General features: G+C 45.8%; 22 protein-coding genes, 1 tRNA gene and 1 pseudogene. 2 read left to right on the top strand and 22 right to left on the bottom strand.

The genetic code is table 11. The features are described 5' to 3' along the window. Positions 1–118 precede the first annotated feature (118 nt). The gene (locus WMO62_RS06870) at positions 119–1,768 is read right to left on the bottom strand and encodes a putative manganese-dependent inorganic diphosphatase (protein ID WP_117498909.1); all 1,650 of its coding nucleotides are present in this window, start codon (positions 1,766–1,768) and stop codon (positions 119–121) included. 386 nt (positions 1,769–2,154) lie between these two features. After that, the gene (locus WMO62_RS06865; protein ID WP_349144236.1) at positions 2,155–2,817 is read right to left on the bottom strand and encodes a GTP pyrophosphokinase; all 663 of its coding nucleotides are present in this window, start codon (positions 2,815–2,817) and stop codon (positions 2,155–2,157) included. Between the two features lie 231 nt (positions 2,818–3,048). Here WMO62_RS06865 and WMO62_RS06860 point away from each other — a divergent pair, with 231 nt between their 5' ends. Next, a complete protein-coding gene (locus WMO62_RS06860) occupies positions 3,049–3,315 on the top strand; it encodes a hypothetical protein (RefSeq protein WP_349144235.1) in 267 nt (88 codons plus the stop codon). Positions 3,316–3,373: 58 nt separating this feature from the next. Here WMO62_RS06860 and WMO62_RS06855 read toward each other — a convergent pair whose 3' ends face one another. The 3 genes from WMO62_RS06855 to WMO62_RS06845 form a co-directional block, all read right to left on the bottom strand. Beyond that, the gene (locus WMO62_RS06855) at positions 3,374–4,246 is read right to left on the bottom strand and encodes a DUF1002 domain-containing protein (RefSeq protein WP_118438767.1); all 873 of its coding nucleotides are present in this window, start codon (positions 4,244–4,246) and stop codon (positions 3,374–3,376) included. Positions 4,247–4,248: 2 nt separating this feature from the next. Then, a complete protein-coding gene (locus tag WMO62_RS06850) occupies positions 4,249–5,193 on the bottom strand; it encodes an alpha/beta fold hydrolase (protein WP_117498903.1) in 945 nt (314 codons plus the stop codon). Positions 5,194–5,291: 98 nt separating this feature from the next. Further along, entirely contained in the window at positions 5,292–6,611 is a 1,320-nt protein-coding gene (locus WMO62_RS06845) for an aspartate kinase (RefSeq protein ID WP_118510997.1), read from the bottom strand. A 165-nt stretch (positions 6,612–6,776) separates the two neighbouring features. Here WMO62_RS06845 and WMO62_RS15890 point away from each other — a divergent pair. Continuing rightward, positions 6,777–6,935: pseudogene (locus WMO62_RS15890) on the top strand (GNAT family N-acetyltransferase); the annotation flags it as partial. Between the two features lie 87 nt (positions 6,936–7,022). On the opposite strand, the gene WMO62_RS06840 reads toward WMO62_RS15890, so the two are convergent. The 17 genes from WMO62_RS06840 to WMO62_RS06760 all read right to left on the bottom strand — a co-directional run bounded on the left by WMO62_RS06840 (position 7,023) and on the right by WMO62_RS06760 (position 22,061). Beyond that, entirely contained in the window at positions 7,023–7,766 is a 744-nt protein-coding gene (locus tag WMO62_RS06840) for an ABC transporter ATP-binding protein (RefSeq protein ID WP_435390466.1), read from the bottom strand. Continuing rightward, a complete protein-coding gene (locus tag WMO62_RS06835) occupies positions 7,763–8,752 on the bottom strand; it encodes a glycine betaine ABC transporter substrate-binding protein (protein ID WP_349144234.1) in 990 nt (329 codons plus the stop codon). The genes WMO62_RS06840 and WMO62_RS06835 overlap by 4 nt, the downstream gene beginning before the upstream one ends. A gap of 4 nt (positions 8,753–8,756) precedes the next feature. Beyond that, a complete protein-coding gene (locus WMO62_RS06830; RefSeq protein ID WP_147601087.1) occupies positions 8,757–9,398 on the bottom strand; it encodes an ABC transporter permease subunit in 642 nt (213 codons plus the stop codon). A gap of 4 nt (positions 9,399–9,402) precedes the next feature. After that, entirely contained in the window at positions 9,403–9,465 is a 63-nt protein-coding gene (locus WMO62_RS15860; RefSeq protein ID WP_353963421.1) for a 4Fe-4S binding protein, read from the bottom strand. 158 nt (positions 9,466–9,623) lie between these two features. Beyond that, complete coding sequence (locus WMO62_RS06820) at positions 9,624–10,073, bottom strand: Rrf2 family transcriptional regulator (RefSeq protein ID WP_117498881.1); 450 nt, start codon at positions 10,071–10,073, stop codon at positions 9,624–9,626. 355 nt (positions 10,074–10,428) lie between these two features. After that, a tRNA-Pro gene (locus WMO62_RS06815) sits at positions 10,429–10,502 on the bottom strand. Between the two features lie 185 nt (positions 10,503–10,687). Beyond that, positions 10,688–11,551 carry a YitT family protein gene (locus WMO62_RS06810; protein WP_349144232.1) on the bottom strand — a complete coding sequence of 288 codons (864 nt, stop codon included), beginning with the start codon at positions 11,549–11,551 and terminating at the stop codon, positions 10,688–10,690. 4 nt (positions 11,552–11,555) lie between these two features. Continuing rightward, on the bottom strand, positions 11,556–12,884 hold the full coding sequence (locus tag WMO62_RS06805; protein ID WP_349144231.1) for a 6-phospho-alpha-glucosidase: 1,329 nt from the start codon (positions 12,882–12,884) through the stop codon (positions 11,556–11,558). A gap of 13 nt (positions 12,885–12,897) precedes the next feature. Further along, positions 12,898–14,484, bottom strand: coding sequence for a PTS transporter subunit EIIC (locus tag WMO62_RS06800; protein WP_349144230.1), 1,587 nt, complete (start codon positions 14,482–14,484; stop codon positions 12,898–12,900). A 103-nt stretch (positions 14,485–14,587) separates the two neighbouring features. Then, the gene (locus WMO62_RS06795; RefSeq protein WP_349144229.1) at positions 14,588–15,415 is read right to left on the bottom strand and encodes a PRD domain-containing protein; all 828 of its coding nucleotides are present in this window, start codon (positions 15,413–15,415) and stop codon (positions 14,588–14,590) included. A 21-nt stretch (positions 15,416–15,436) separates the two neighbouring features. Beyond that, positions 15,437–15,916 carry a PTS sugar transporter subunit IIA gene (locus WMO62_RS06790; protein WP_117498851.1) on the bottom strand — a complete coding sequence of 160 codons (480 nt, stop codon included), beginning with the start codon at positions 15,914–15,916 and terminating at the stop codon, positions 15,437–15,439. A 164-nt stretch (positions 15,917–16,080) separates the two neighbouring features. After that, positions 16,081–17,397, bottom strand: coding sequence for a cell wall hydrolase (locus tag WMO62_RS06785; RefSeq protein ID WP_349144228.1), 1,317 nt, complete (start codon positions 17,395–17,397; stop codon positions 16,081–16,083). Between the two features lie 20 nt (positions 17,398–17,417). Next, positions 17,418–17,915, bottom strand: a complete 498-nt coding sequence (gene trmL, locus WMO62_RS06780) for a tRNA (uridine(34)/cytosine(34)/5-carboxymethylaminomethyluridine(34)-2'-O)-methyltransferase TrmL (protein WP_349144227.1) — start codon at positions 17,913–17,915, stop codon at positions 17,418–17,420. Between the two features lies 1 nt (position 17,916). Then, positions 17,917–19,095: an aminotransferase class I/II-fold pyridoxal phosphate-dependent enzyme gene (locus WMO62_RS06775; RefSeq protein WP_118510993.1), complete on the bottom strand. Its 1,179-nt coding sequence runs from the start codon at positions 19,093–19,095 to the stop codon at positions 17,917–17,919. Next, on the bottom strand, positions 19,092–19,574 hold the full coding sequence (locus WMO62_RS06770; RefSeq protein WP_118510991.1) for an Lrp/AsnC family transcriptional regulator: 483 nt from the start codon (positions 19,572–19,574) through the stop codon (positions 19,092–19,094). Before WMO62_RS06770 ends, WMO62_RS06775 begins: the two co-directional genes overlap by 4 nt. Positions 19,575–19,629: 55 nt before the next feature. Then, positions 19,630–20,616 (bottom strand): AIR synthase family protein, encoded by a 987-nt coding sequence (locus tag WMO62_RS06765; RefSeq protein WP_117498841.1) that lies wholly within the window; start codon positions 20,614–20,616, stop codon positions 19,630–19,632. An 11-nt stretch (positions 20,617–20,627) separates the two neighbouring features. Next, positions 20,628–22,061, bottom strand: a complete 1,434-nt coding sequence (locus tag WMO62_RS06760) for a VanW family protein (RefSeq protein WP_349144226.1) — start codon at positions 22,059–22,061, stop codon at positions 20,628–20,630. Positions 22,062–22,149: the final 88 nt, after the last annotated feature.

The following is a 22,149-nucleotide window of genomic DNA, read 5'->3' as shown; positions in this document are numbered from 1 at the left end:
TTTTACTGAATAAAATAAACGCAAGAGAAAAGTGGTGCCTGGCCTAACGGTCAAACACCACTTTGTCTACAGTCTGAACAGGCTATCCATAGGATAGCCTGTTTTGAAATTTTCTTATTTACATCTGTTGAAGTACAGTTACAATACTTGGAATTAGCTGTTTCTTACGGGACACAAGACCCTTCAGAACGATATCTTCCATATCCGAAGGAAGCTGAAATGCACTCAGGATCACTTCTCTTGCTTTCTCGCCAAAGCAAAGCAGTTCTGTGTCTTCCTTTACAATATTGGTCAGCATGACGTAGCACATCTCCACGCCAAGACCATCGAACTTTTCTTCCAGATATGGGATGAGCTTCTCCTTGATCTCCTCCAGCTCGATAGCATTCATGCTGTTGATCTGAGATACCATAAACCCGTGGTCACCCACCTGGAATTTCTTCTTATCCTGGTTGAAGATCTCCTTCGGTGTACGGGAACTCATATCACTGCCTGCGCTGAACATGTCGATGGCAAACTCTTCAATCTCCACACCGCAGATCTCTGACAGTTTCTCTGCAGCCGCCCGGTCAATAGATGTACAGGTTGGGGAACGGAACATCAACGTATCGGAAATGATCGCTGCCATCAGAAGACCTGCAATATTCTTCGGAATCTGCACTCTGTTTTCCTGATACATCTGATATACGATTGTTGCCGTACAGCCTACCGGCTGATTGCGGAAATAAACCGGTTCCAATGTCTCCAGAGTTCCGATCCGGTGATGATCGATAATCTCCAGAATATCTGCATAAGCAATACCGTCAACCGTCTGGCTTGCCTCGTTGTGATCTACCAGGATCACCCGTTTTTTACGCAGATTCAACAGGTTCCGGCGGGAGATCATACCGATATAATTGCCATCCTGATCCAGGATTGGGAAATCGCGGTACCGTTTCTGTCCCATGATGCCGCGGATATCTTCTGTCTTCTCTGTTACCTTAAACGTAACCAGTCCATCTTTTTTCATGAAATGAGAGATCGGCATACTCTGATTGATCATACGTGCAATAGTAAATGTATCATGCGGTGTCACAATGATACTACAGTTATGCTCCTGCGCCAGCTTCTGGATCGTCTTAGATACCTTTGCTCCCATGCAGACAATGATGCATGCAGCATTCATCTCGATGGCACAAAGCTGGGATTCGTAACGGTTTCCAAGAATGACCATATCTCCTTGATGGATGTAATCCTCCATTACGTCCGGGTTGGCTGCTGCAATGACCACTTCGCCCTTATCAAATACTGCATCCGGTTCACCGATCAGTAACTCTGCATCCAGTGTCTCCAGAATGTTTTTGTACGGAGTCTTCGCTACAGAAAGAATACAGTTGTCGTACACATCCATGTACGCATTTGCAATATCACCGATGGTAATCAATCCCTGCAATCTCTGATTATCTGTGATCGGCAGGGTAACAACTCCCAGTGCCCGCATCATATTCCATGCTTTTTTCAGGGAAATCTGACCGGACACACCCTGCGTCTTACGAATCTCAATATCGCTGACATCCGTCATCACATCCGATACATAGATAGGTGGCTGTGTCTGAAAAAAGTTCATGACATACTGGGTTTCCTGGTTGATCTGACCTGCACGGGCTGCCACATATCCACCCCCATGCAGCAGATTTTTCAGTTCTGCATACGCGATCGCAGAACAGATGGAATCCGTATCCGGATTCTTATGGCCAATCACATAGATTGGTGCTGTGTCTGTTGACATAATCCACTATTCTCCTATTATATTTATCCTATACCAAATATACTGACTTTATTTTAGCACGTTCCTGTTTTATTTACAACCAAACGACATATGCATTATGTATTTTGCACATTTGTCATCTTTGATTCCGTGATTTTTTATGCAGTTTCACATAATATTTAAATTTTGTTCATAATTTATTCATAATTGATTGGTATACTTTAGATAAATCAAAGGAAACAAACAATTAACAAACGACATACAGGTAATTTTTTTCATAATAGCCCCGGCATCCGTATTGCCGGGGCACTCCTCATTTTTACAGAATATTTTAACAGGGTTTATATATGGGTGGGAACACAAAAGACAGCGCTGTCAGTTTTACCTGATCTGCGCTGTCTTTTGATCTACAGCCCCGGATCTCCTTCGATCCGCTTCATTGCTTCATTCAATGTCATCATCTTGGCATCCAGCCGGGAGATGATCGATGAGCACTCCTGCAGCTCCCGTTCAAAATAATCCGGTGCATTTCCTTCATATTTGTAGTAGATCTTATGCTCCAGACTTGCCCAGAAATCCATGGCCATGGTTCTGATCTGAAGTTCTACTTTGGTTGGAACCTTGGCGTCTCCTAACGCTACCGGAATGGACAAAAGCATATGATAACTCTTGTAGCCGCTTTCCTTTGGCTGGCTGATATAATCCTTAATGCTGATCACTTCCAGATTATCCTGCCGTGCGATCATATCTGCCACAAAATAGATTTCTGAGAAAAACGAACAGGTAATGCGGATTCCTGCAATATCATTGACATACTCGATCATATCCTCAATATTCAGATTATGTCCATTTTTCCGCAGCTTTTTCATAATGCTTTCCGGTGTCTTCAGGCGGCTCTTCACATACTCAATCGGATTGTATGAGTGCATATGGTTCAGTTCGCTGTTCAGCACCTCAATCCGGCTTCCCATCTGCGTCAACGCTGACTGATAGATAAACATGGCTGTCTCGAACCCATCTCTGTCCGAGCGTTCTCTTATGTATTCCTGAATACTCATTTCTACTGCCATATTATGATTTCTCCCCTGATATTATTTTCCTTCTCTTACCGTCTCACAATACTTTATTATATCATATGTTATCTGCTTTTTTTGTCACTTTTTGTAAGTTATTCATAAATTTTTCATTTTATCAATGGAATTTTATTAGTTGTTCTTATGAAAATCATTTCTTTACTTTCCAACCAGAAACCCTTATACTGAAAAACAAGAACGCCAACGACAGCACGCAGGAGGACAAATATGTTTCGCGTATGGGGAAAAATTTTTAAAGATAATCATATGTTAAGAGATACTGTTGTCTGTGATGACAGTGATGATACAAGAACTCATAAGGTTATGCGGGCATTGGAAGAGATGTGTTACACCTTTGACCTTGGGAAGCCTATCTGGCTGGAGTCCAACATCCGGGATTTTCAACATCACGCCAAGACCCGATTTCACCAGGACAGCTTTGTGGAAGAGATTGATTTCGACTATCTGGAATTTCAGGTAATTGAAGAAGATTAACCTGAGCCCTGTCAAGAAAAGGACTGCAATGCAGTCCTTTTCTTATACATTCATTTACCTATTGATTCAAAAAGCTCTGGATCAGTTCCCAGATGGAAGATACGAAGTTCGTAATGAAATTTCCTACTTTTTCCTTATCCACAGTGATTCCCAGAGATTCCAGCTTATTATAAAGCTCCTTTGCCTGCTTCGCCAGCTTGTCCGGATCAATATCCAGCTTGCTCAGCTTCAAAAGCAGATCTACGATCTGGGATACCTGTTCATCTGTCAGAGTAATTCCCATCTCCTCAGCTGCCTGACGCACCAGATCTGCCAGCTTGTCCGGGTCATCCAGATGGTTCTCTGCGATCTGCTGCTTCAGATATGCGATCAGATCAGAGATCTTCTCGGAATCCAGATCCTCACTAAGCTGACCAGTCAACACCAGCTCATCAGCCGCAGTCTCCAGCACAGAATCGCTGACGGTTGTACCGCTGTAAGTCTCATACGCTTTTACCGCACCAACAAGTGCTGCCGTACCACTCATAGGACTTGGTGCTGCCACGATCACCTTGGCATCTTCCACACCTGCAGTCAGCAACGCATTCCGATACATGGAGATCGTGCAGTAGTTAATGTTATGCGTTTCTACGTTGAGTCCTGCACCACTCTCCTGCGGGATCAGCAGTACAGAAGACAGAGAATGAGTTCCAACCACCGATGCTCCCAGAGATGCATCCAGATACTGATGCTCCATATCATTGGTTATATAGATCGTCTGATAAGAAGCAGCCTGTTCTGCCGTGATCCCCATCTGTGCATAGACTTCTGCTTTCTGTGAATCTGACAGATTCGCCCCCAGTGCCAGCACACCACTCTCAGCTGCGGACACCTGCATACATCCTGCCATCAGAAGCATGGACATCAGCAGCATTCCAAACCATTTTCTCATGTTTACCTCCTGTTTCTTCGTTCAATGGTATCACACCAATGTTCGATATCATGTAAGACCTGTTCCTTATCCAGGTCATTGAGCAGTTCATGTCTTGCATGCGGGTAAAGCATGCAGGTGACATTCTTCATACCTGCTCTTTTTAACATTTTTTCAAAACGACGGACACCTTTTCCATTGCCACCTACCGGATCTTCATCTCCTGACAGGATCAGAATCGGCAGATCCCGCGGCATCTTCACCACCCGTCTTGAATCCGTTGCTTCTTCGATCGTACGCAGAAGCGCCTCGTAAGCATTCAATGTAAATCCAAAATTCATCAGCGGATCCTGAAGTGTGTGGATCAGCACCTGCGGATCCCGGCTGACCCAGCTTCCTGTCTTCCGGTTATCCGGGAATTTCCGGACAAACCCTGAACAGGTCATCTGATCCAGAAACTTGCTATGCCCTTTGGGACCGATCCGCATCATATCAAGATATGTGACAAGAAGCCCTGTCTTCACCAGCAGCGGATTCTGCTGGCCAGTCCCCATAATCACTGCTCCATCTACCCGGTTGCCATGATAGATCAGATATCTGCGCACCAGATAAGATCCCATGCTGTGTCCCAGCATAATATAAGGAACCTTCGGTGCATAGGAGACTGCCATACGACGGATCTGTTCCATATCCCGAAGCCACAGAACTGCTCCCTGTTCTCCTACATACCCAAGTTCTTCGGAATCTTTCACGGAATCTCCATGTCCAAGATGATCGTGTCCGATCACAAAGTAACCATTCTCTGCCATGGCCCTGGCAAACTCATCATATCTCTCAATATATTCCAGCATTCCGTGTACAACCTGGATCACACCCTTGTAAGCCTTATCTGTATTGTACCAGCGGAAACCGTGTATCATATGAATTTCATCTACTGAATCAACATAAAATTCTTCCCTTGTTACCATTCTCTTCCCTTCATTTCTGCATGTTTTACCTAAAAAGTATATCACACATTTTCCGTGAAAAGACGGACTTCACAGAATTTTAAGGATTCTTTAGCTTTTTATAACTGTGTGGTTACAAAAATATCGTAAATAGCCTTGATCGCTTTTTCAAAATCTTCGTTACGTACACCGACAATAACGTTCCACTCACTGGATCCCTGGTCGATCATCTTTACGTTCACATTGGCATGTGCCAGTGCTGCGAAGATACGTGCAGCCGTTCCACGATTGGATTTCATGGCACGTCCTACAACTGCTACCAGTGCCAGATCACCTTCTACTTCCAGCACATCCGGATGAACAGCTCTCTGAATGCCAGCCAGCACTTTCTGCTCATGCTCTTCGAACTCGTCCTGGTGAACAATGATACTCATAGTATCGATACCCGACGGCATATGTTCAAAAGAAATGCCCTGTTTTTCAAACTCTTCCAGAACTTTGCGGCCAAAGCCGATCTCGGAGTTCATCATATCTTTTTCAATATTGACAGCTACAAAGCCTTTTTTACCTGCAATACCAGTAATGGTATAGACCGGTTTGTGGCAGGTACTTGCCACGATCATGGTTCCTTTATCTTCCGGCTTGTTGGTATTACGGATGTTGATCGGAATACCCGCTTTGCGTACCGGGAAGATCGCATCCTCATGAAGAACAGTAGCTCCCATATAGGAAAGCTCACGAAGCTCACGGTATGTAATTACATCAATGGTCTCCGGGTTCTCGATCAGACGCGGGTCGGTCACCAGAAATCCTGATACATCTGTCCAGTTCTCATAGAGATCTGCTTTTACTGCTTTTGCAACGATGGAACCGGTAATATCAGATCCACCTCTGGAAAATGTCTTGATCTTGCCATCTGCATAAGCACCATAGAATCCCGGAATAACTGCCTTTTCCAGCTCTGCAAGCTTTTTCTCCATCAGCTTGTTAGTGGTGTCTGCGTCAAATTCACCGTGTTTATCAAAGCGGATCACCTCTGCGGAATCCACAAACGGGAATCCCAGATAATTTGCCATAATAATGCCATTCAAGTACTCACCACGGGATGCTGCATAATCACTTCCTGCTTTTTCCTCAAACTGCTTTGCGATCACTTCAAATTCATGATCCAGTGAAAGTTTCAGATTCAGACCGCCGATGATCTCATTGTAGCGAGCCTTAATCTGCTTGAGCTGGCCGCTGAAATCCTCGCCGTTTGCTGCAGAATAATAGCAGCGATACAGCATATCCGTCACCTTCGTGTCTCCGTTGAATCGTTTTCCAGGCGCGGACGGTACCACATAACGACGGGTCTCATCTGCACGGATAATGTCGCCAACCTTCTGAAACTGACCTGCACTTGCCAGAGAGCTTCCTCCAAATTTCACAACTTTTTTCATCACTCTATCTCCTCGTTTGTTTATCAATTTACGCACGACTATCTTTTGATTATACGTGCAATATCATTGGAAAACAACTGTTTTTTGCAAAAAACGCCCTGTTTTCCATGATTTTCTACACTTTGACAGTACCTTTTCTTCGCAGCGCAGGCGCACATTGCCAGATACAAGATCCTCCAGTTCAATGCAGTCGTAAAATCCAATATTCACGCCAGACATCTGTATGAGCGCATCGGCTTCCATCTTCTGGGAACTGTTCCAGGCGGTTTCCGTCTGAAGAGTGGGGAATATGATGATATTTGTCTGTATTATATAGAAGTGTAAAGCAAAAACTTATTTTAACCAAAAGGGATGCTGTCTGGATTTTTCCTGGTAGCATCCCTTTATTTCTATCATAATCTTATCTCTTTGTCATCTGCAAGAACTTACCAACTGCTTTACAAACTCCGTGGCCGGATTCTGCAGAATCTCTTCAGGAGCTGCATACTGTTCAATCTTTCCCTGATCAAGAATCAACACACGGCTTCCAAGCTTCAATGCCTCTTCAATATCATGTGTGACAAAGAGGATTGTGATTCCACGGTCTTCATGAATCCGACGGATCTCCTGCTGAAGCTGTCCGCGGGTGATCTCATCCACAGCCCCAAAAGGTTCATCCATCAGAAGGATCTCCGGTCTCGCTGCCAGTGCTCTGGCAATTCCGACACGCTGACGCTGTCCACCGGACAACGTTCTTGGATAACGACCTGCAAGTATTGGATCCAGTCCTACCTGCACCAGCAGTTCTTCCGCCAGCTTCCGACGATTCTTGCCCTTCCATTGGTCCATACCGGAAATAGACGGCACATAGGCAATATTTTTCTCTACGGTCATATGCGGAAACAATCCCACACTTTGAATAGCATAGCCGATCCGACGCCGCAGGGCAATGGGATCTGTCTGCGCCACGTCCTGTCCCTGAACCATCACACACCCCTGATCCGGCGTGATCAGACAATTGATCAGACGGAGAAGTGTGGTTTTGCCACAGCCGGAGCGACCGATGACAGTCACAAACTCTCCCTTCTCAATACTCAACGAAAGATCCCGAAGAACCGGCTGACCGGCAAATGCTTTTGAAATATGCTCAAACTGAATGATCGGCTGTCCCATCATTCTTCCTCCAGTAATCCTTTCTCTGTCAGGTACGCACGAGCTACATCCTGCTCATCTTTTCCTTCTACTTCCACCTGATAGTTAAGCTGTGCCATCTCGGTATCACTCAAGATACCATCCATCTGCATAAGTACCTCTTTCAGTCCCGGGAAACGCTCCAGCGCATCATTTCTTACAACGGTAGAGCAAAAATAGTTTACCTGAAGATGTTTATCATCCTCCAGTGTCACTACGTTGTTGTCCGGATTGGCAAGCTGTGCATCTGTAGTAAATGCATTGGTCACATCGATATCTCCGCTGGCAAGCGCCTGATATTTCAGTCCGATATCAATGTCCATAACCTTCTTGAAGTTCAGTCCATAAGTCTCACAAAGAATCGGGAATCCATCCTGTCTCTCGATATAATCCGGGTTTCCGCCAAAGGTCATATCCCCTGCCACTGCTGCCAGATCGCTGGTAGTCTTCAAATTGTATTTGTCAGCCACATCACCACGGACAGCCACGGTAAAGGTATTGTTAAATCCATATTTTCCGATCCAGGTCATATCGAAGTTCTCTTCGTATTCTTTCTTAAGATCTTCAAACATTGCATCATCATCCACACCTTCTGCCTCGTGATTCAGCACCAGCACCCATCCGCTGGAAGTGTACTCCGGATAAAGATCAAACTCACCGCTCTCCATGGCAGGCTGAATATTATTGGTTCCACCACCCACGCCTTTTGTGATCTCAGTCTTGTATCCTGCCTGCTCGATAAGCATGGAAAGCATCTCTCCTAAGATAAACTGTTCAGTCATGGGCTTAGTCGCAATGTGAACGACTCCTGCATCTGCAGTTCCGGTTGTAGATGCATCTGTAGTCTCAGTTACGGACTCTATATTCTCGGCTACCGTCTCATCGGTTTTATTGTTGGTTGCACAGCCAGTCAGGGAAGCAATCATAACCACCATCAGTCCTGCTGCAAGTAAACGTTTATACTGTTTCATTTTTTCAGCTTCCTTTCTTCTTTTCATATTGTTCCAATGCCCCAAGGGCAAGATCACAGATGATCGCCAGCAATGCGATCAGAATACTTCCAGCTGCTGTCATAGCTGGATTATAGATCGTGATTCCGCGGTAGATCGCCACACCAAGACCTCCTGCTCCCACAAAAGAAGCAATTCCGGCCACAGAGATGGTCATGACTACCATATTTCTCACACCTGCCACAATCACGCCTGCCGCCATAGGCAATTTCACCCGCAGAAGCGTCTGTAATTTTGTGCTTCCCATTCCCACAGCCGCCTCGATGATATCAGGATCCAACGAGGTCAATCCGGCATAGGTATTTCGCACCATCGGCATGATGCCATAAAGCACCAACGCAATGACTGCAGTTCGGTTTCCGATTCCTGTAAATGGAATCAGGATTCCCAGCAGGGAAATAGACGGGATCGTGTAGAGCACATTACAGACTCCCATGATCGGCGATGCGATCCGCTGATGTTCCGAGATCAGAACCCCGACCAGCAGCCCGATGGTCCCGGACAGCACAATAGCCGTCAGTGCCAGTGCGATATGTCCCAGCAGAAGTTCCGCGAACCAGTCTGCCCGCTCCACATATAAAGTTAAGATTTCTTTGATCACACTCATGGCATCACTTATGCAGGCGTTTTACCGCATCTGCCGGGCAAACCTTTGCGCACAGACCACATTGCAGGCAGTGATTCCATGCGATCGTATATGGCTGACCTTCTGTAATGCACTTCTGCCAGCATCACATTAATGATACGGGCCTGTGGGTGTCCCTTTTCATCTACTGTCGCTGCGGTCGCAATCTTTACTTTCCGGAATAAATCAATATATTTACGTGCTTTCTCATTCATTTTGCTTTTCCTTTCTCAGCTCTTCCAGGCTGTTTTCATAGACATCTGCCAGTGTCCATTTACTAAGTTCTACTTCAAAGTTCTTCTGAATCTCTTCCAGTGCTCCATCAAGGCTCTTGTGAATCGTTCTGCCGATTGGACAGAGAGGATTTGGATTCTCATGGAAACGGAACAGCACTTCCTCGCTGTTGGTCTCCACTGCTTTATAAATATCCAGAAACGAAATATCTGTGAGCTTTTTCTCCAACGTGACACCGCCCGGTCCACGCTTAATATCAATCAGCCCTGCTTCCTTTAACTGTCCCATAATATTACGGATGATCACCGGGTTACTTCCGATACTTCCAGCAAGGAAATCGCTGGTCACCTTCTGGCTCTCTGAAAAATACGCCACTGCAGTCAGCAGATGAACGGCAATGGTAAATTTTGTTGAAATCTGCACAAAAATCTCCTTCGCATAATATTCATGAATGCATTCTTGTTCTCTTCGCGTTGTAATATATCACATTACAATTATAGTTGTCAACAGTTTTATTACATCTAAAGATGAACGCATAAAAAAATAACCGCCCTGTGTCCAAACAAAGCAGTTATTTTTAATAATTGACTTATAGGGGACAGACCGTCTATCGGTAGGTAGCACCCTTTCTAATTGTTATATTGGCACACAGTTCTCAATCTGTCAATTTTCCCATGAGCCCTATGTTTTGAACCTTCTAGCATATTCCTTTTCTTTAAAAGCAAAAAAAGACCGCTGTTCTTATTAACTCAAGAACAACGGCGCCCCTGCCAAGGAGTCGATGCGACAGGATTTGAACCTGCGACCTCTGCGTCCCGAACGCAGCGCTCTACCAAGCTGAGCCACGCATCGATATGTTTTGTTTTTGTATCGTTCGCATCGAACTCGTTTAGTATATCGCACCTTTTCACTTTTGTCAACAATAAATTTCGTTTTTTTCAATTTTTTCCTGCACAAAAAATCCACCCCATAGAATTTACTTCCACAAGGTGGAATTTAGTCTTACAAAATAGTACTAGCTTTTACAATTGACCTTATCATTTCTCTCCAATTGTTAATGCTTTAAAACCGTCCCCGTGTACTTCATTTGACTCCCAGATAATCATAAAGGATTCCGGATCCAGCCTTTTTACCAACTCCGTAATTTCAAACATCTGTTTATTATTGCAGACACAGAGCACCGCGTATTTTTTCTCCTGCTGGTATCCGCCCATAACAGGAATAATCGTAGAACCTCTGTGGCAACAATCCTCGATTCCATCCGAAATCTTTTTGCCATCCTTTGTGATAATCATGGTCATTTTCCCAGCATTTCTTCCGTACATGGTCTTATTAATCACTGCTCCGGCCAGATAATTGATAATCAGTCCGTAGATAACGCCTTCTGTATCCCCGAAGATCAGCCAGGTAGCGCCAATGACGCTGACCGCGAAAAGGAAGGTAATATTGCCCAAAGGCAGATATGGTTTCTTCGCCTTCAATGCCATAATCAGGAAGTCCGCACCACCGGTCGAGGAATTCTGCATATAAATCAGCGCGTATCCTACCCCGCCCAAAACGCCGGTACATATCGCAGCCAGCATCCGATTTCCCGTAAAAACAGGAAGCATGGGAGCCACGTAGTCCATCAGCAACGAGGAAATCACCATACAGCGTACAGACCGCAGAAAGAAACCTTTTCCCAGCATCCGAAAGCAGAGAATCACCACCGGAATATTCAAAAGCACATTGGACAAACCCAGTGGAATCCGGAACAACCGATACAGAATCAATGCGATTCCGGAGAAACCGGTCATGGGAAATTCTGCGGCCGCCGCAAAATTATAAATACTCACGGCGACCAGCAGACTGCCCAGTACCTCCAGAAAAAAGGATTCCCAGTTCAGCTTTTTCCCAAACATACCCTTATTTCAGCTCCGGCCAATATCCTTTATTAGCTTCAATCAGTTCATCCAGAATCTGCTTTGCCACAGTAGCGCTGGGTACGGTTTTAGATAAGGTCAGCGCCTGCCACAGCTTATGGTAGGAGCCGGTAATCCATGCGTCTACTACCAGTTTTTCCACCGATACCTGCTGCTCCATCAGCCCCTTCTGGAACTGGGGAATCTCACCCATGGCCAGCGGCTCGATACCGTTCTTTCCTACCAGGCAGGGCACTTCCACCATGGCTGTCGGATCAAAGTTTGCAATAGCCCCCTTATTTTCCGTAATCAGCAGCATTCTTTCATGGGTATTATTGGCAATTCCGGTTGCCAGATCCACAATGAAGGTTGCGTGATTATCCACATCAAACAAATCATCATGGCAGTGACCGTCCTCCGCCACTTTCCGGCATGCTGTAAATACATCTTTTTCACGGCCATCCATAACCTCGTTCGTACGGGTATAATTCTTATCCGAATGCTTCACCACATAATCCTGGAACAGGTAATATTTCAGATAAGTATTCGGCAGATACGCGTCGTCCAGTTCCAGAATATCCCTGGCCTTCTGATAAGTTGCGTGCCAGCTGTCACGCTTCGGGTCTGTATACAGAGATTCATCTTCCACGTAGCCGTACTTCCGCACATGCTCTTTCAGACGGGGCATCAGATCGTTTCCTGCCTTATCATAAATCTCCGTCCACCATCCAAAGTGATTCAGTCCAAAATACCGCACATCCATCTCTTTTCTGGATTTCAGACCCAGTATGGTCGCCATGTGATTTTCCAGCTCGATGGGCATATCACAGATATTGATAATTTTGGAATTGGGGCGCAGCCGTCTGGTCGCCTCAGCCACAATCGCCGCCGGGTTAGAGTAGTTCAGCATCCAAGCATTCGGAGAATATTTCTCCATATAGTCCAGATTCTCCAGAATTCCACCAATAGAACGCATGCCGTAAGCGATACCGCCCGGGCCGCAGGTTTCCTGCCCTACCACGTCGTATTTCAGCGGAATCTTCTCATCCAGCTCGCGCATAGCGTATTTTCCTACACGAATCTGCGCCATGGCAAAATCGATATCTGTATACGCCTCCTCCGGATTGGTGGACGCCAAAAATTCAATATCCGGCGCTTTCTCATGGATAATGATTTCGCATGCTCTGGCAATCACTTCCTGGCGCTCTGGATCATTGTCATAAAGCTTGATTTTCCGTAACGGGAAACGATCCAGCTGGCTTAACAACATCAGAACCATGCCCGGCGTATAAGTACTTCCGCCGCCTACAATCAATACTGAATATTTATTCATAATATATTTCCTCCTATTTCTTTAATTGTTTTCTGACAGATTCTTTAATAATACCTACTGTCGTTCCGTAAATAATCTGAATGTTCCGATCATCAATGACGCGAATGGCTGTGCAGCCTGTTTTATTCAGAATATCCTTGTCAACCAGAGAACCATCCCTTAATACCACACGCAGACGGGACATACAGGAATCTACCTCCTCAATATTGTCCTTTCCACCCAGACCCTTGATGATAGTCAGTGCTTTCAGTGTTTTCGGATCCGTCGCTGCATCCACGCTGCTGCCTTCCTCTGAATCATTCGCCTCCTGCAGTGCTTCCAGAGATGCGTCATAATCACCTCCGCGCCCCGGAGTTTTCACGTTGAATTTCAGGATAAACCAGCGGAAAATTGCATAGTTGGCGATAAATTCACCAATGGTTACAAAAACACATACCCACCAGTGAGAATCTGAACGCAAAAGTCCAAATACAACAAATTCAATGATTCCGGAACCGTAACCAATCTGATTTCCGAATAGATACATAAATACCCAGCTTAATCCATAAAGAACTGCATAAATCACATACAGAACCGGAGCCGTAAACAGGAAGATAAATTCAAGCGGTTCTGAGATACCTGCAATCATGGCTGTGGTCACACCTGCCAGAATCAGCGGCTTTACTGCTTTTTTCTTATCCGCGTCCGCACACTGGTAAATTGCAAGTCCGATAGCCGGAAGCGCGCCCAGCATCATCGGAATCTGCGGTCCATAGGAGAATTTCACCATTTCACGCAGAGTGGTATTCAACGGAAGTCCCTCTGCCAGATACTGCATGAAGGCCGGTCTCTGACCCTCTACGATACCGGAAGCAAACTCAAATACACCGGACACAGAAGTATCACGTACAACAGAAATCCAGATCTGATGGAGACCTGTGGGAATCAGCAGTCGCTCTACAAAGCCGTACAGCCACAGGCCAAAGACTCCCATCTGATTCAGAATGGTTGCCAGTCCATTAATACCGCGGGAAATAAACACCCATACGAAGGGGAACAGATTTCCCAGAATCATAAAGCTGAACACACTGATAATCGGCACAAACCGTACTCCCTGAAAGAAGGAGAACGCCATCGGGAATTTTACCGTATGGAATTTTTTGTGCAGCACACTGGTCAGAATACCTACCAGAATACCTCCCAGCATACCGGCGTTTACGGTGCTGATACCCAGGACCGTGGTCAGACCGTTGCCCGGGAACATGGCTGCGATATTCGGGAAATTATCCACCAGCATTCCCATTCCCGTCAGGAATGACAGATATCCCACAAAGCCCGCGAAGGCTGCGTATTCCTTATCCTCATCCACCAGCGCAAAGGGCAGTGCCACTGCGTACAGCGCCGCGAAATTACTGACTACGATGCTTCCCATCTGAAGCAATACCTTAAAGATGTACTGAATCATGGTGTTTCCCAAAAAAGGAGCTGCCGCAATAATATCCCCCGATGTAAAAAACGATGCGACTCCCATTAACAGTGACGCTGACGCAATCAGCGACAGCGGCGTCAGAAATGCTTTTGACAATTTCTGAAAAAATACCATTGTATTTCCTTTCTTCATTTCTTTCCCTCCTGATAAACAAAAAGACCTTCTGTCCTGAAACATACAGCCTGAATCCCTGTATTTTCAAGATAGACGGTCTTGCCTCCTGTGAGTAACAATCCTACTGACCTCTGATTCGAAGAATATGCATGGCCAGATAGGCCGATTCCTCTTCTGATATGGCATAATCAAAGGTCTCACTTATGAAATTTTTAATTTTTTCGATAGTCTCTTCCAGCTTTGGTTCCCTGGCCAACAGCCCCGGATACAGGTCTTCCATAATGCCAAACTGAACCTGTTCCTGATTAAAAATACGTCTTGCCAAAAATTTTAGATGTGTAAGGAATCTGCTGTACTCGAAATCATCTTCCCGGCAACAAATACCAAGCTCTTCCTCCAGAATTTTCAGAATTCCGTTTGTCAACACTAGAATGTTGTTTACATCTACGGATGCCTCCCCTGTCCTGGAATTGACGATATGCAGGGCAAAATATCCCGCCTCATCCTCCGGAAGTGCCACATGCATTTCCTGTTCCACCAATTGTTTTCCGTATTTTCCTATCTGATACTCCTTATGATAGAGAAGCTTAATCTCTTGGAGCATCAGATTCGGCATCGGCTCCTGGTTCTTCTGACGCTCTACCGCGTAAGAAATGTGGTCTGCCAGCGCAAATATAAACTGTGGACTTAAAGTACATTGCAAGGTATCTTCTGCATACTTTTGTATCTGCTCCACCAACTTAAAAACCATCGGTTCAATATGTCTGAATATCTGTTCATATTTCTGAAAAAAACGATCTCGAATCTGATATACCTTTTCGATTCGGTTTACCTCTACCGCATCTCCCGGTTTTTTCTGAAATCCAATTCCGGATCCCATTAAAATAATCTCTTTCTTATTGGCGATGGTTGCAATTGTATTATTATTAATAATTCTTGTAATCTTCATACTCTTCCCCTCTTACACAACTTAAAATGCAAGCACCGCACTTTTTCCTGCACATACCTCCCCCTTTTTCAAAAATTGCAGGGATCCGAAACTATCAATCTCCGGTACCAGTACCATGGTTACCAGATTGTATCCCTTCTTATAGAGGGCTTCCCGATCCACCAGCACTGCCGGCGTACCGGCTTTCACTGGCTGATGCGCTTTTACCTGCACCTGAAATCCTTCCCCCTTTTCATTCACCGTGTCGATCCCGATGTGAACCAAAATCTCCGGTCCATCCGGCACTCTGACTCCGAAGGCATGACCTGTCTCCATTACAAAGCTTATCTCACCGTCCACAGGAACTACTATCTGATCTTTTTCCGGAATCACTGCTATGCCGTCACCGACCAGTTTTTCCGAAAAGACACCGTCGCCGACTTCCTCCAGAGAAATCGCCCGGCCATCTACCGGAGCGTAAATCTCCGTTTGCTGTTTCTTTTTCTTTAAAAATCCAAACATAGAACCTCCGGGTTATCATTGTCTAAAAACAAAAATGGCATGAGTGAAAAATCACTCATGCCTGCAATTCAGTAACACGTGTTATGTACATAATATACAATGTCATTTCATGTTTGTCAAGTACTTTTTATATTTTGCCCAATCTGTCCTGCCCCATTCAAACATCACTCTTTACTGTAGCTGGTCCAGTAGTAATAGAAGATATGATCTTTAATAATATAATATGGCACGCCGCCTGCTTCCAGATTGGTGATCAGGGACGGCACAGGAGCCCAGGTACGGAAGAACAGGCAATCGCCTACGTTGCTGGTTCCGTTTACAACAGCCTGTGCTGCATTCCAGCAGGATTCGGTGACAATATTGGGGATATCATCATCCTGCTCCGCCTGCAGGACCAGATCAAATCTTCCGGAGCCTGCCGGTTCAAACTGTCTGGATTGACGTAGTACACTCTCCAGAGAATTGGGATACAATGCACTTCGTACACGGTTCATAATTACATAGCCAACAGCCAGCTGGCCTTCGCTTCCCTGGTTGCCTGCCTCACAGTAGATCATGGTCGCAAGAAGAAGCATCTCATAATCACTTAATGAAATCTCTCCACGGGAGATCTTCGGGTCACCGGCAATGATGGTCACCCCTTCCATATCAGCCGCCGCTTCCTGAGCTGCCTTGATCCGGGCCGCTTTCTCCTCCGCTGCTGCTTTCGCGATCAATTCATTCAAAAGCTGTGTCTTTTCCTTCACCAACTCATTCATATCACTGATCTCGCCCTCTTTCTGCGCGATCATATCATTGTAACTGCTGAGCTTGGAACCCGCTGCTTTCTGCTGAGAAGCTACTTGCTGCTTCTTCTTTTCCGTCTCCTGCTTCATCAGATCCAGAGCCTCTTTTTCATCGGACAGCTGGGCATACTGTTCCTCCAGCGCAGCCTTACTCTCCTGAAAATCCTGCAGGCGCTGTCTGTCATAGCTCATCACATCTGCCGAGAATTCCATCTGGTTCAGCATTTCTGACATACCGCCAGACAGTGCTGCCGTCAGATACAATGTCACGGAAGCTGCCATAGAATCCTGTCCATTCTCGTACATGTACTGAATTCTCTTCTTCATATCTTCATATTGCTTATCAAGCTCCGCCTGAGCCGCTTCTACTTCCGCCTGCTTGTTTTCAACCTCAGCTTCTTTATCTTTAATATCATTATTCAACACAGAAATCTGTTCATTCAGGCTTCCTGTCTGCTTTTCCAGATTCTTAAGATAACTCTGTGTCTCCGCCTTTGCATTATTCAGGTCATTCTTTGCCTTCTCTGCATCACTCTTCGCTTTTTCGGCGTCTTCCTTTTCCTTTTTGGTCTGATCGATCTGATTCTGCGTCTCCTCGCTGACTGCGTAAGCAATGCAGGTCGAAGAGCCCACGACCAGCGCAAGCAGCATACACACTATTCTTTTGCTTATGGTTGGCAGCAGCCTCTTCTTCATCGTAACATTTCCTCTTCTACTTAATCCCAGTCGTAATTTCTCAGATGTCCGGTCAGTTCCATATTGGAAAATTCGTTCTGACGCAGTGCCTCATAGACTACGATTGCCACAGAGTTTGACAGGTTCAGCGAACGGGTTCCCGGAAGCATGGGAATTCTCATGGAAGTTTCCTTATTGTCATGCAGGATCTCCTCCGGGATTCCAGCACTCTCTTTTCCGAACATCAGATAACAATCCGGTTCAAAATGAACCTCCGTATAAGCTCTCGGTCCTTTGGTCGTTGCCATATAGATCTTTGCTCCAGGATTCTTCTCCAGAAACTCTTCATAATCAGCATATCTGGTCACATCCAGCTGATCCCAGTAATCCATTCCGGCACGTCGTAATTCTTTTTCGCCAAGGCGAAATCCCAGCGGTTCGATCAGATGGAGTCTTGTACCTGTTGCCATACAGGTACGACCAATATTTCCTGTATTTGCCGGAATCTCCGGCTCATAAAGCACTACATTCAAAGCCATGTTATTTATCCTTTTGTTCTTCTCTCAGACGGTCAATAAATTTCTGCATTCTTCCCAGTGCCTCTTTCAGATTCTCCAGGGAGTATGCATAGGAAATACGCAAGAACCCTTCTCCGCAATCTCCGAATGCAGTTCCTGGAACCACTGCCACCTTCTCTTCCATCAGAAAACGAGAAGCGAATTCTTCAGAAGTCATCCCAAACTCTTTGATACACGGGAAAATATAAAATGCGCCATAAGGCTCAAAGCACTCCAGTCCCATCTCTTTGAAAGCATGTACCAGATACCGTCTTCTCTGGTTGTAAGCTTCTCTCATCATTGCCACATCGTCGTCACCGTTCCGAAGTGCTTCTACTGCCGCATACTGGCTGGTGGTCGGCGCACACATGATCGCATACTGATGAAGCTTCGTCATCTGCTCAATGATCTTTCTCGGACCACAGGCATAACCAAGTCTCCAGCCAGTCATGGCATAAGCCTTGGAAAATCCATTGATCAGGATGGTGCGTTCCTGCATGTCAGGAATGGATGCAATACTGACATGGTCTTCTTTATAGGTCAACTCACTGTAGATCTCATCAGACAATACATACAGGTCTTTCTCAATAATCACCTTTGCAATCGCTTCCAGATCTTTCTGCTCCATGATTGCGCCGGTCGGATTGTTCGGGAACGGCAATACCAGCAGTTTTGTCTTGTCTGTAATATGTTCCAGCAGCTCTTCCGGTGTCAGACGGAACTCATTTTCCGCTTTCAGTTCAATGATCACCGGCTTACCGCCTGCCATAATGGTACAAGGTTCATAGGACACATAACTCGGCTGCGGGATCAGGACTTCCTCGCCTGGATTCAGCATCACACGCATAGCCATATCGATGGCTTCACTGCCGCCTACAGTCACCAGAATCTCATGTCTGTCATCATAGTCCACATGAACTCTGCGTCGAAGATAATTGGCGATCTCCTCTTTCAATTCCTTCAAACCTGCATTGGATGTATAAAAGGTACGGCCTCTCTCCAGAGAGTAGATACCCTCATCGCGGATATGCCACGGTGTATCAAAGTCCGGCTCGCCAACTCCCAGAGAAATCGCATCCTTCATCTCACTGACTAGATCAAAAAATTTACGGATTCCTGAAGGTTTAATATTTACAATCGTATCAGCTAACGGATTTCTCATGGGGTCACCAACATCCTTTCATCTTTGGTCGGATTTACCATGACAGAACCATGATCTTTATATTTTTTCAGAATGAAATGAGTCGCTGTACTTAAGACGGACTCCTGGGTAGACAGCTTCTCAGATACGAACTGAGCCACACCGCGCATGGTCTTTCCTTCGATCATAACCATAAAGTCAAATCCACCAGAGATCAGGTAGACACAGTCTACCTCCGGGTAGTTGTAGATACGCTCAGCAATCTTATCAAATCCAAGTCCTCTCTGTGGAGTTACTTTTACCTCGATCAGTGCGGTCACCTTCTCAGAACTGGTCTTATCCCAGTCGATCAGCGTGTGATATCCACAGATCACACCTTCTTTTTCCATCTGTGCGATCTCATTTGCAATAGTTGCCTCGTCCGTTCCCAGCATAATAGCCAGATCTTTTAAATCTACACGGCTGTTGCGCTCAATATATGTCAAAATCTTCTCTCTCATTTTAAGCCCCTCTCTCTTTGATCATTCAGAATCACATGTCCACGGCTCTGAATGATTACTCATATATCTTATATAATTCATCGGTCTTTGGTCTTTCCAGGAAGGCAGTATCCTCCCCGTTCAGGATTTTTTTTGCTTTTCCTTCTACAAAACGACCGATCACGGCCGCATGAATCCCTTCTTTTTCCAACTCTCTGACCAGCCCGTGTCCGTCGGGCGCAGCCATCAGCATACAACCACTGGAAATCAGCAGATATGGATTCAGTCGAAAAGCTTCGCATAATTCTACGGTTTCCTGACGGATGGGAATGGATTTCAGATCCACTTCCAGACCGATGCCGGATGCCTCTGCCATCTCCCAGAGTGCTCCGTAGATACCGCCTTCTGTCACATCATGCATGGCGCTGACGCCATGCTTCACCGCGACTGCAGCCTCCGGAACTACTGACAGGTATTGATCAAAGGATTTTACCGTCTCCACAAAAGATCTAGAAAAACGGTTCAGCAGCTCCTCTTCTTTTTCTCTGGCAACAATAGAAGTTCCCTCGATACCGATCCATTTCGTCGCAATGATATCATCGCCCACATGGGCTCCCCCAGTAGTCACCAGTTTGTCTTTCTGAACTTTTCCAACGCCTGTCACAGAGATGACCGGCTGATTCACGACCGCTGTGATCTCCGTATGTCCGCCCATAATCTGAATATTCAGCTTACCACAAGCTTCATCCACTTCCTGCATCAGGGTACGGATCAGCGGTTCGTCCGCGCTTGGCGGCAGCAACACAGTCAGCAGCATTGCCACCGGCTCTGCACCGGCACTTGCCAGGTCATTTGCCGTGATCTGGACTGCAAGTGATCCCATATTTTTCTCTGTACCGGTGATCGGGTCTGTGGAAAATACGAACACTTCTCCAGGTGCCAGTTCCATAGCCGCGCAGTCCTCGCCCACGCCAGCTCCCACCAGTACCTCCGGTCTCTTCGTGTGAATCTGTTTGAAAATGGAGCGCTTCAGCACGCTCTCCGGTACTTTACCAATTTCCATATTACGATCTCCTATTGTGCAGGTACTGCCGCTGCTATATTGGCATCTGCCAGAGCTTCATCCTGTGCGGCAATCGCTGCACGCAGATTCTCCGATAAAGTCGGATCTCCTGCTGTTCCGTAAGTCACCACTCGATTAGTGCCCTTATAAGTACTCTTATTAACTTTTATACGGTCTGTCTCCACACCATTTACTTTCACGATCTTATAAAGCTCTGCCACATATCCGGAGCTTCCCTTGCTGCTGACCGCCTTGTATCCGATTCCCTGTCCGGCATCTTCCTGAAGAATCGTTGTCGCCGGGGTCTCGCTGACCATCTGACTCTCAAACGAAATGGTCCGGTTCTTGTCACGGGTCTCTTTCCCATAAATGTTAAAGGTGATCTTCTTATCGGATGTGGTATATCCCTCAATATAGATCGGATATTCTGTCGAATTCACAAACTTAAAGTCCTTATAGGTTCCGGCGATTGCCGCATCTTCTGACAGATCTACATAATGGACCGTCATGGAATGCGGAGAACGCTCTGTCACATTCAGTTCTGCACGCAGAACAGCATTATACAGAGTCGTGGATACCTGACAGATACCACCGCCCATACTGTCAACAACTTCACCGTTCAGATAGGAACCAGCCATAGCATAACCATTAGCCTCGGTAAATGGTGAAACTGTTTCATAAGCAGAGAACTCTTCTCCCGGATACAGAACGGTTCCATTGATATGACTGGCACCGCTGCTCACATTTTTACAACGATTAGAACCTGAAGTAGAAAAGCTGGTCGTAAAGCTTCCCAGCAGATCTTTAATATTTGCCAGTTCTTCTGCGCTTCCCTCCGGTTCTGTGACCTGAATCTCAAGATTCAGCACTTCCGTATTGTCAGAAGTCCAGCTGTTTTCCAGATAATCGGAAATGGTTCTGACTGCGGAATCCACATTCAGTTCCAGTCCTTCCGTTCCTGCCACAAAATTAAAAGCTCCGTTTTCACGGGTCAGGGATGCATTCTGTGCTTTCTTGTCGTATTTTGTGCAGTTGTTCTCCACATAGGTGCGGACCGTATCCTCATTAGTCTGCCAGCTCAACGGAAATGTCTTGCCAGAATGCTGCAGATCCTTCTGATCTTTGTAACGCTTCACAATATTTCCTGCATGACCGACTCCGATGGCCTCATCCACCAGATCCTCATTGTCAAATGTTACGCCAAGATCAGACAGCTTTGCTTCTATCACATTGTCGCCGATTCCAAGCTTGATGGACTGCCCGCCCAGATTTTTTTCATAAGATTCCAGCGCCGCCAGTGCTTCTTCTCTGGTCATGCCAGACACATCCAGCTTGTCAATGCTGACGCCTTTCAAAATCGTCTCTCCTGCTGCGCAGACTGTCATGGAGCTTGCCATAGCAAGCAGACAGATGGCCAGGAGAAGGCTTCCTTTCCATTTTTTCATAATCTCTCCTCCTCATCCTACATTGCGTAGGTAAAAAGCGGAAGAATCATCGCAATAATCACAATTGCAATAATGACTGCCGCAATTT

Origin of the sequence: Hominiventricola aquisgranensis (genome assembly GCF_040096225.1) — a bacterium.
Lineage (GTDB): Bacteria > Bacillota > Clostridia > Lachnospirales > Lachnospiraceae > Hominiventricola > Hominiventricola aquisgranensis.
This window is presented reverse-complemented; position numbering and strand designations above follow the sequence as displayed.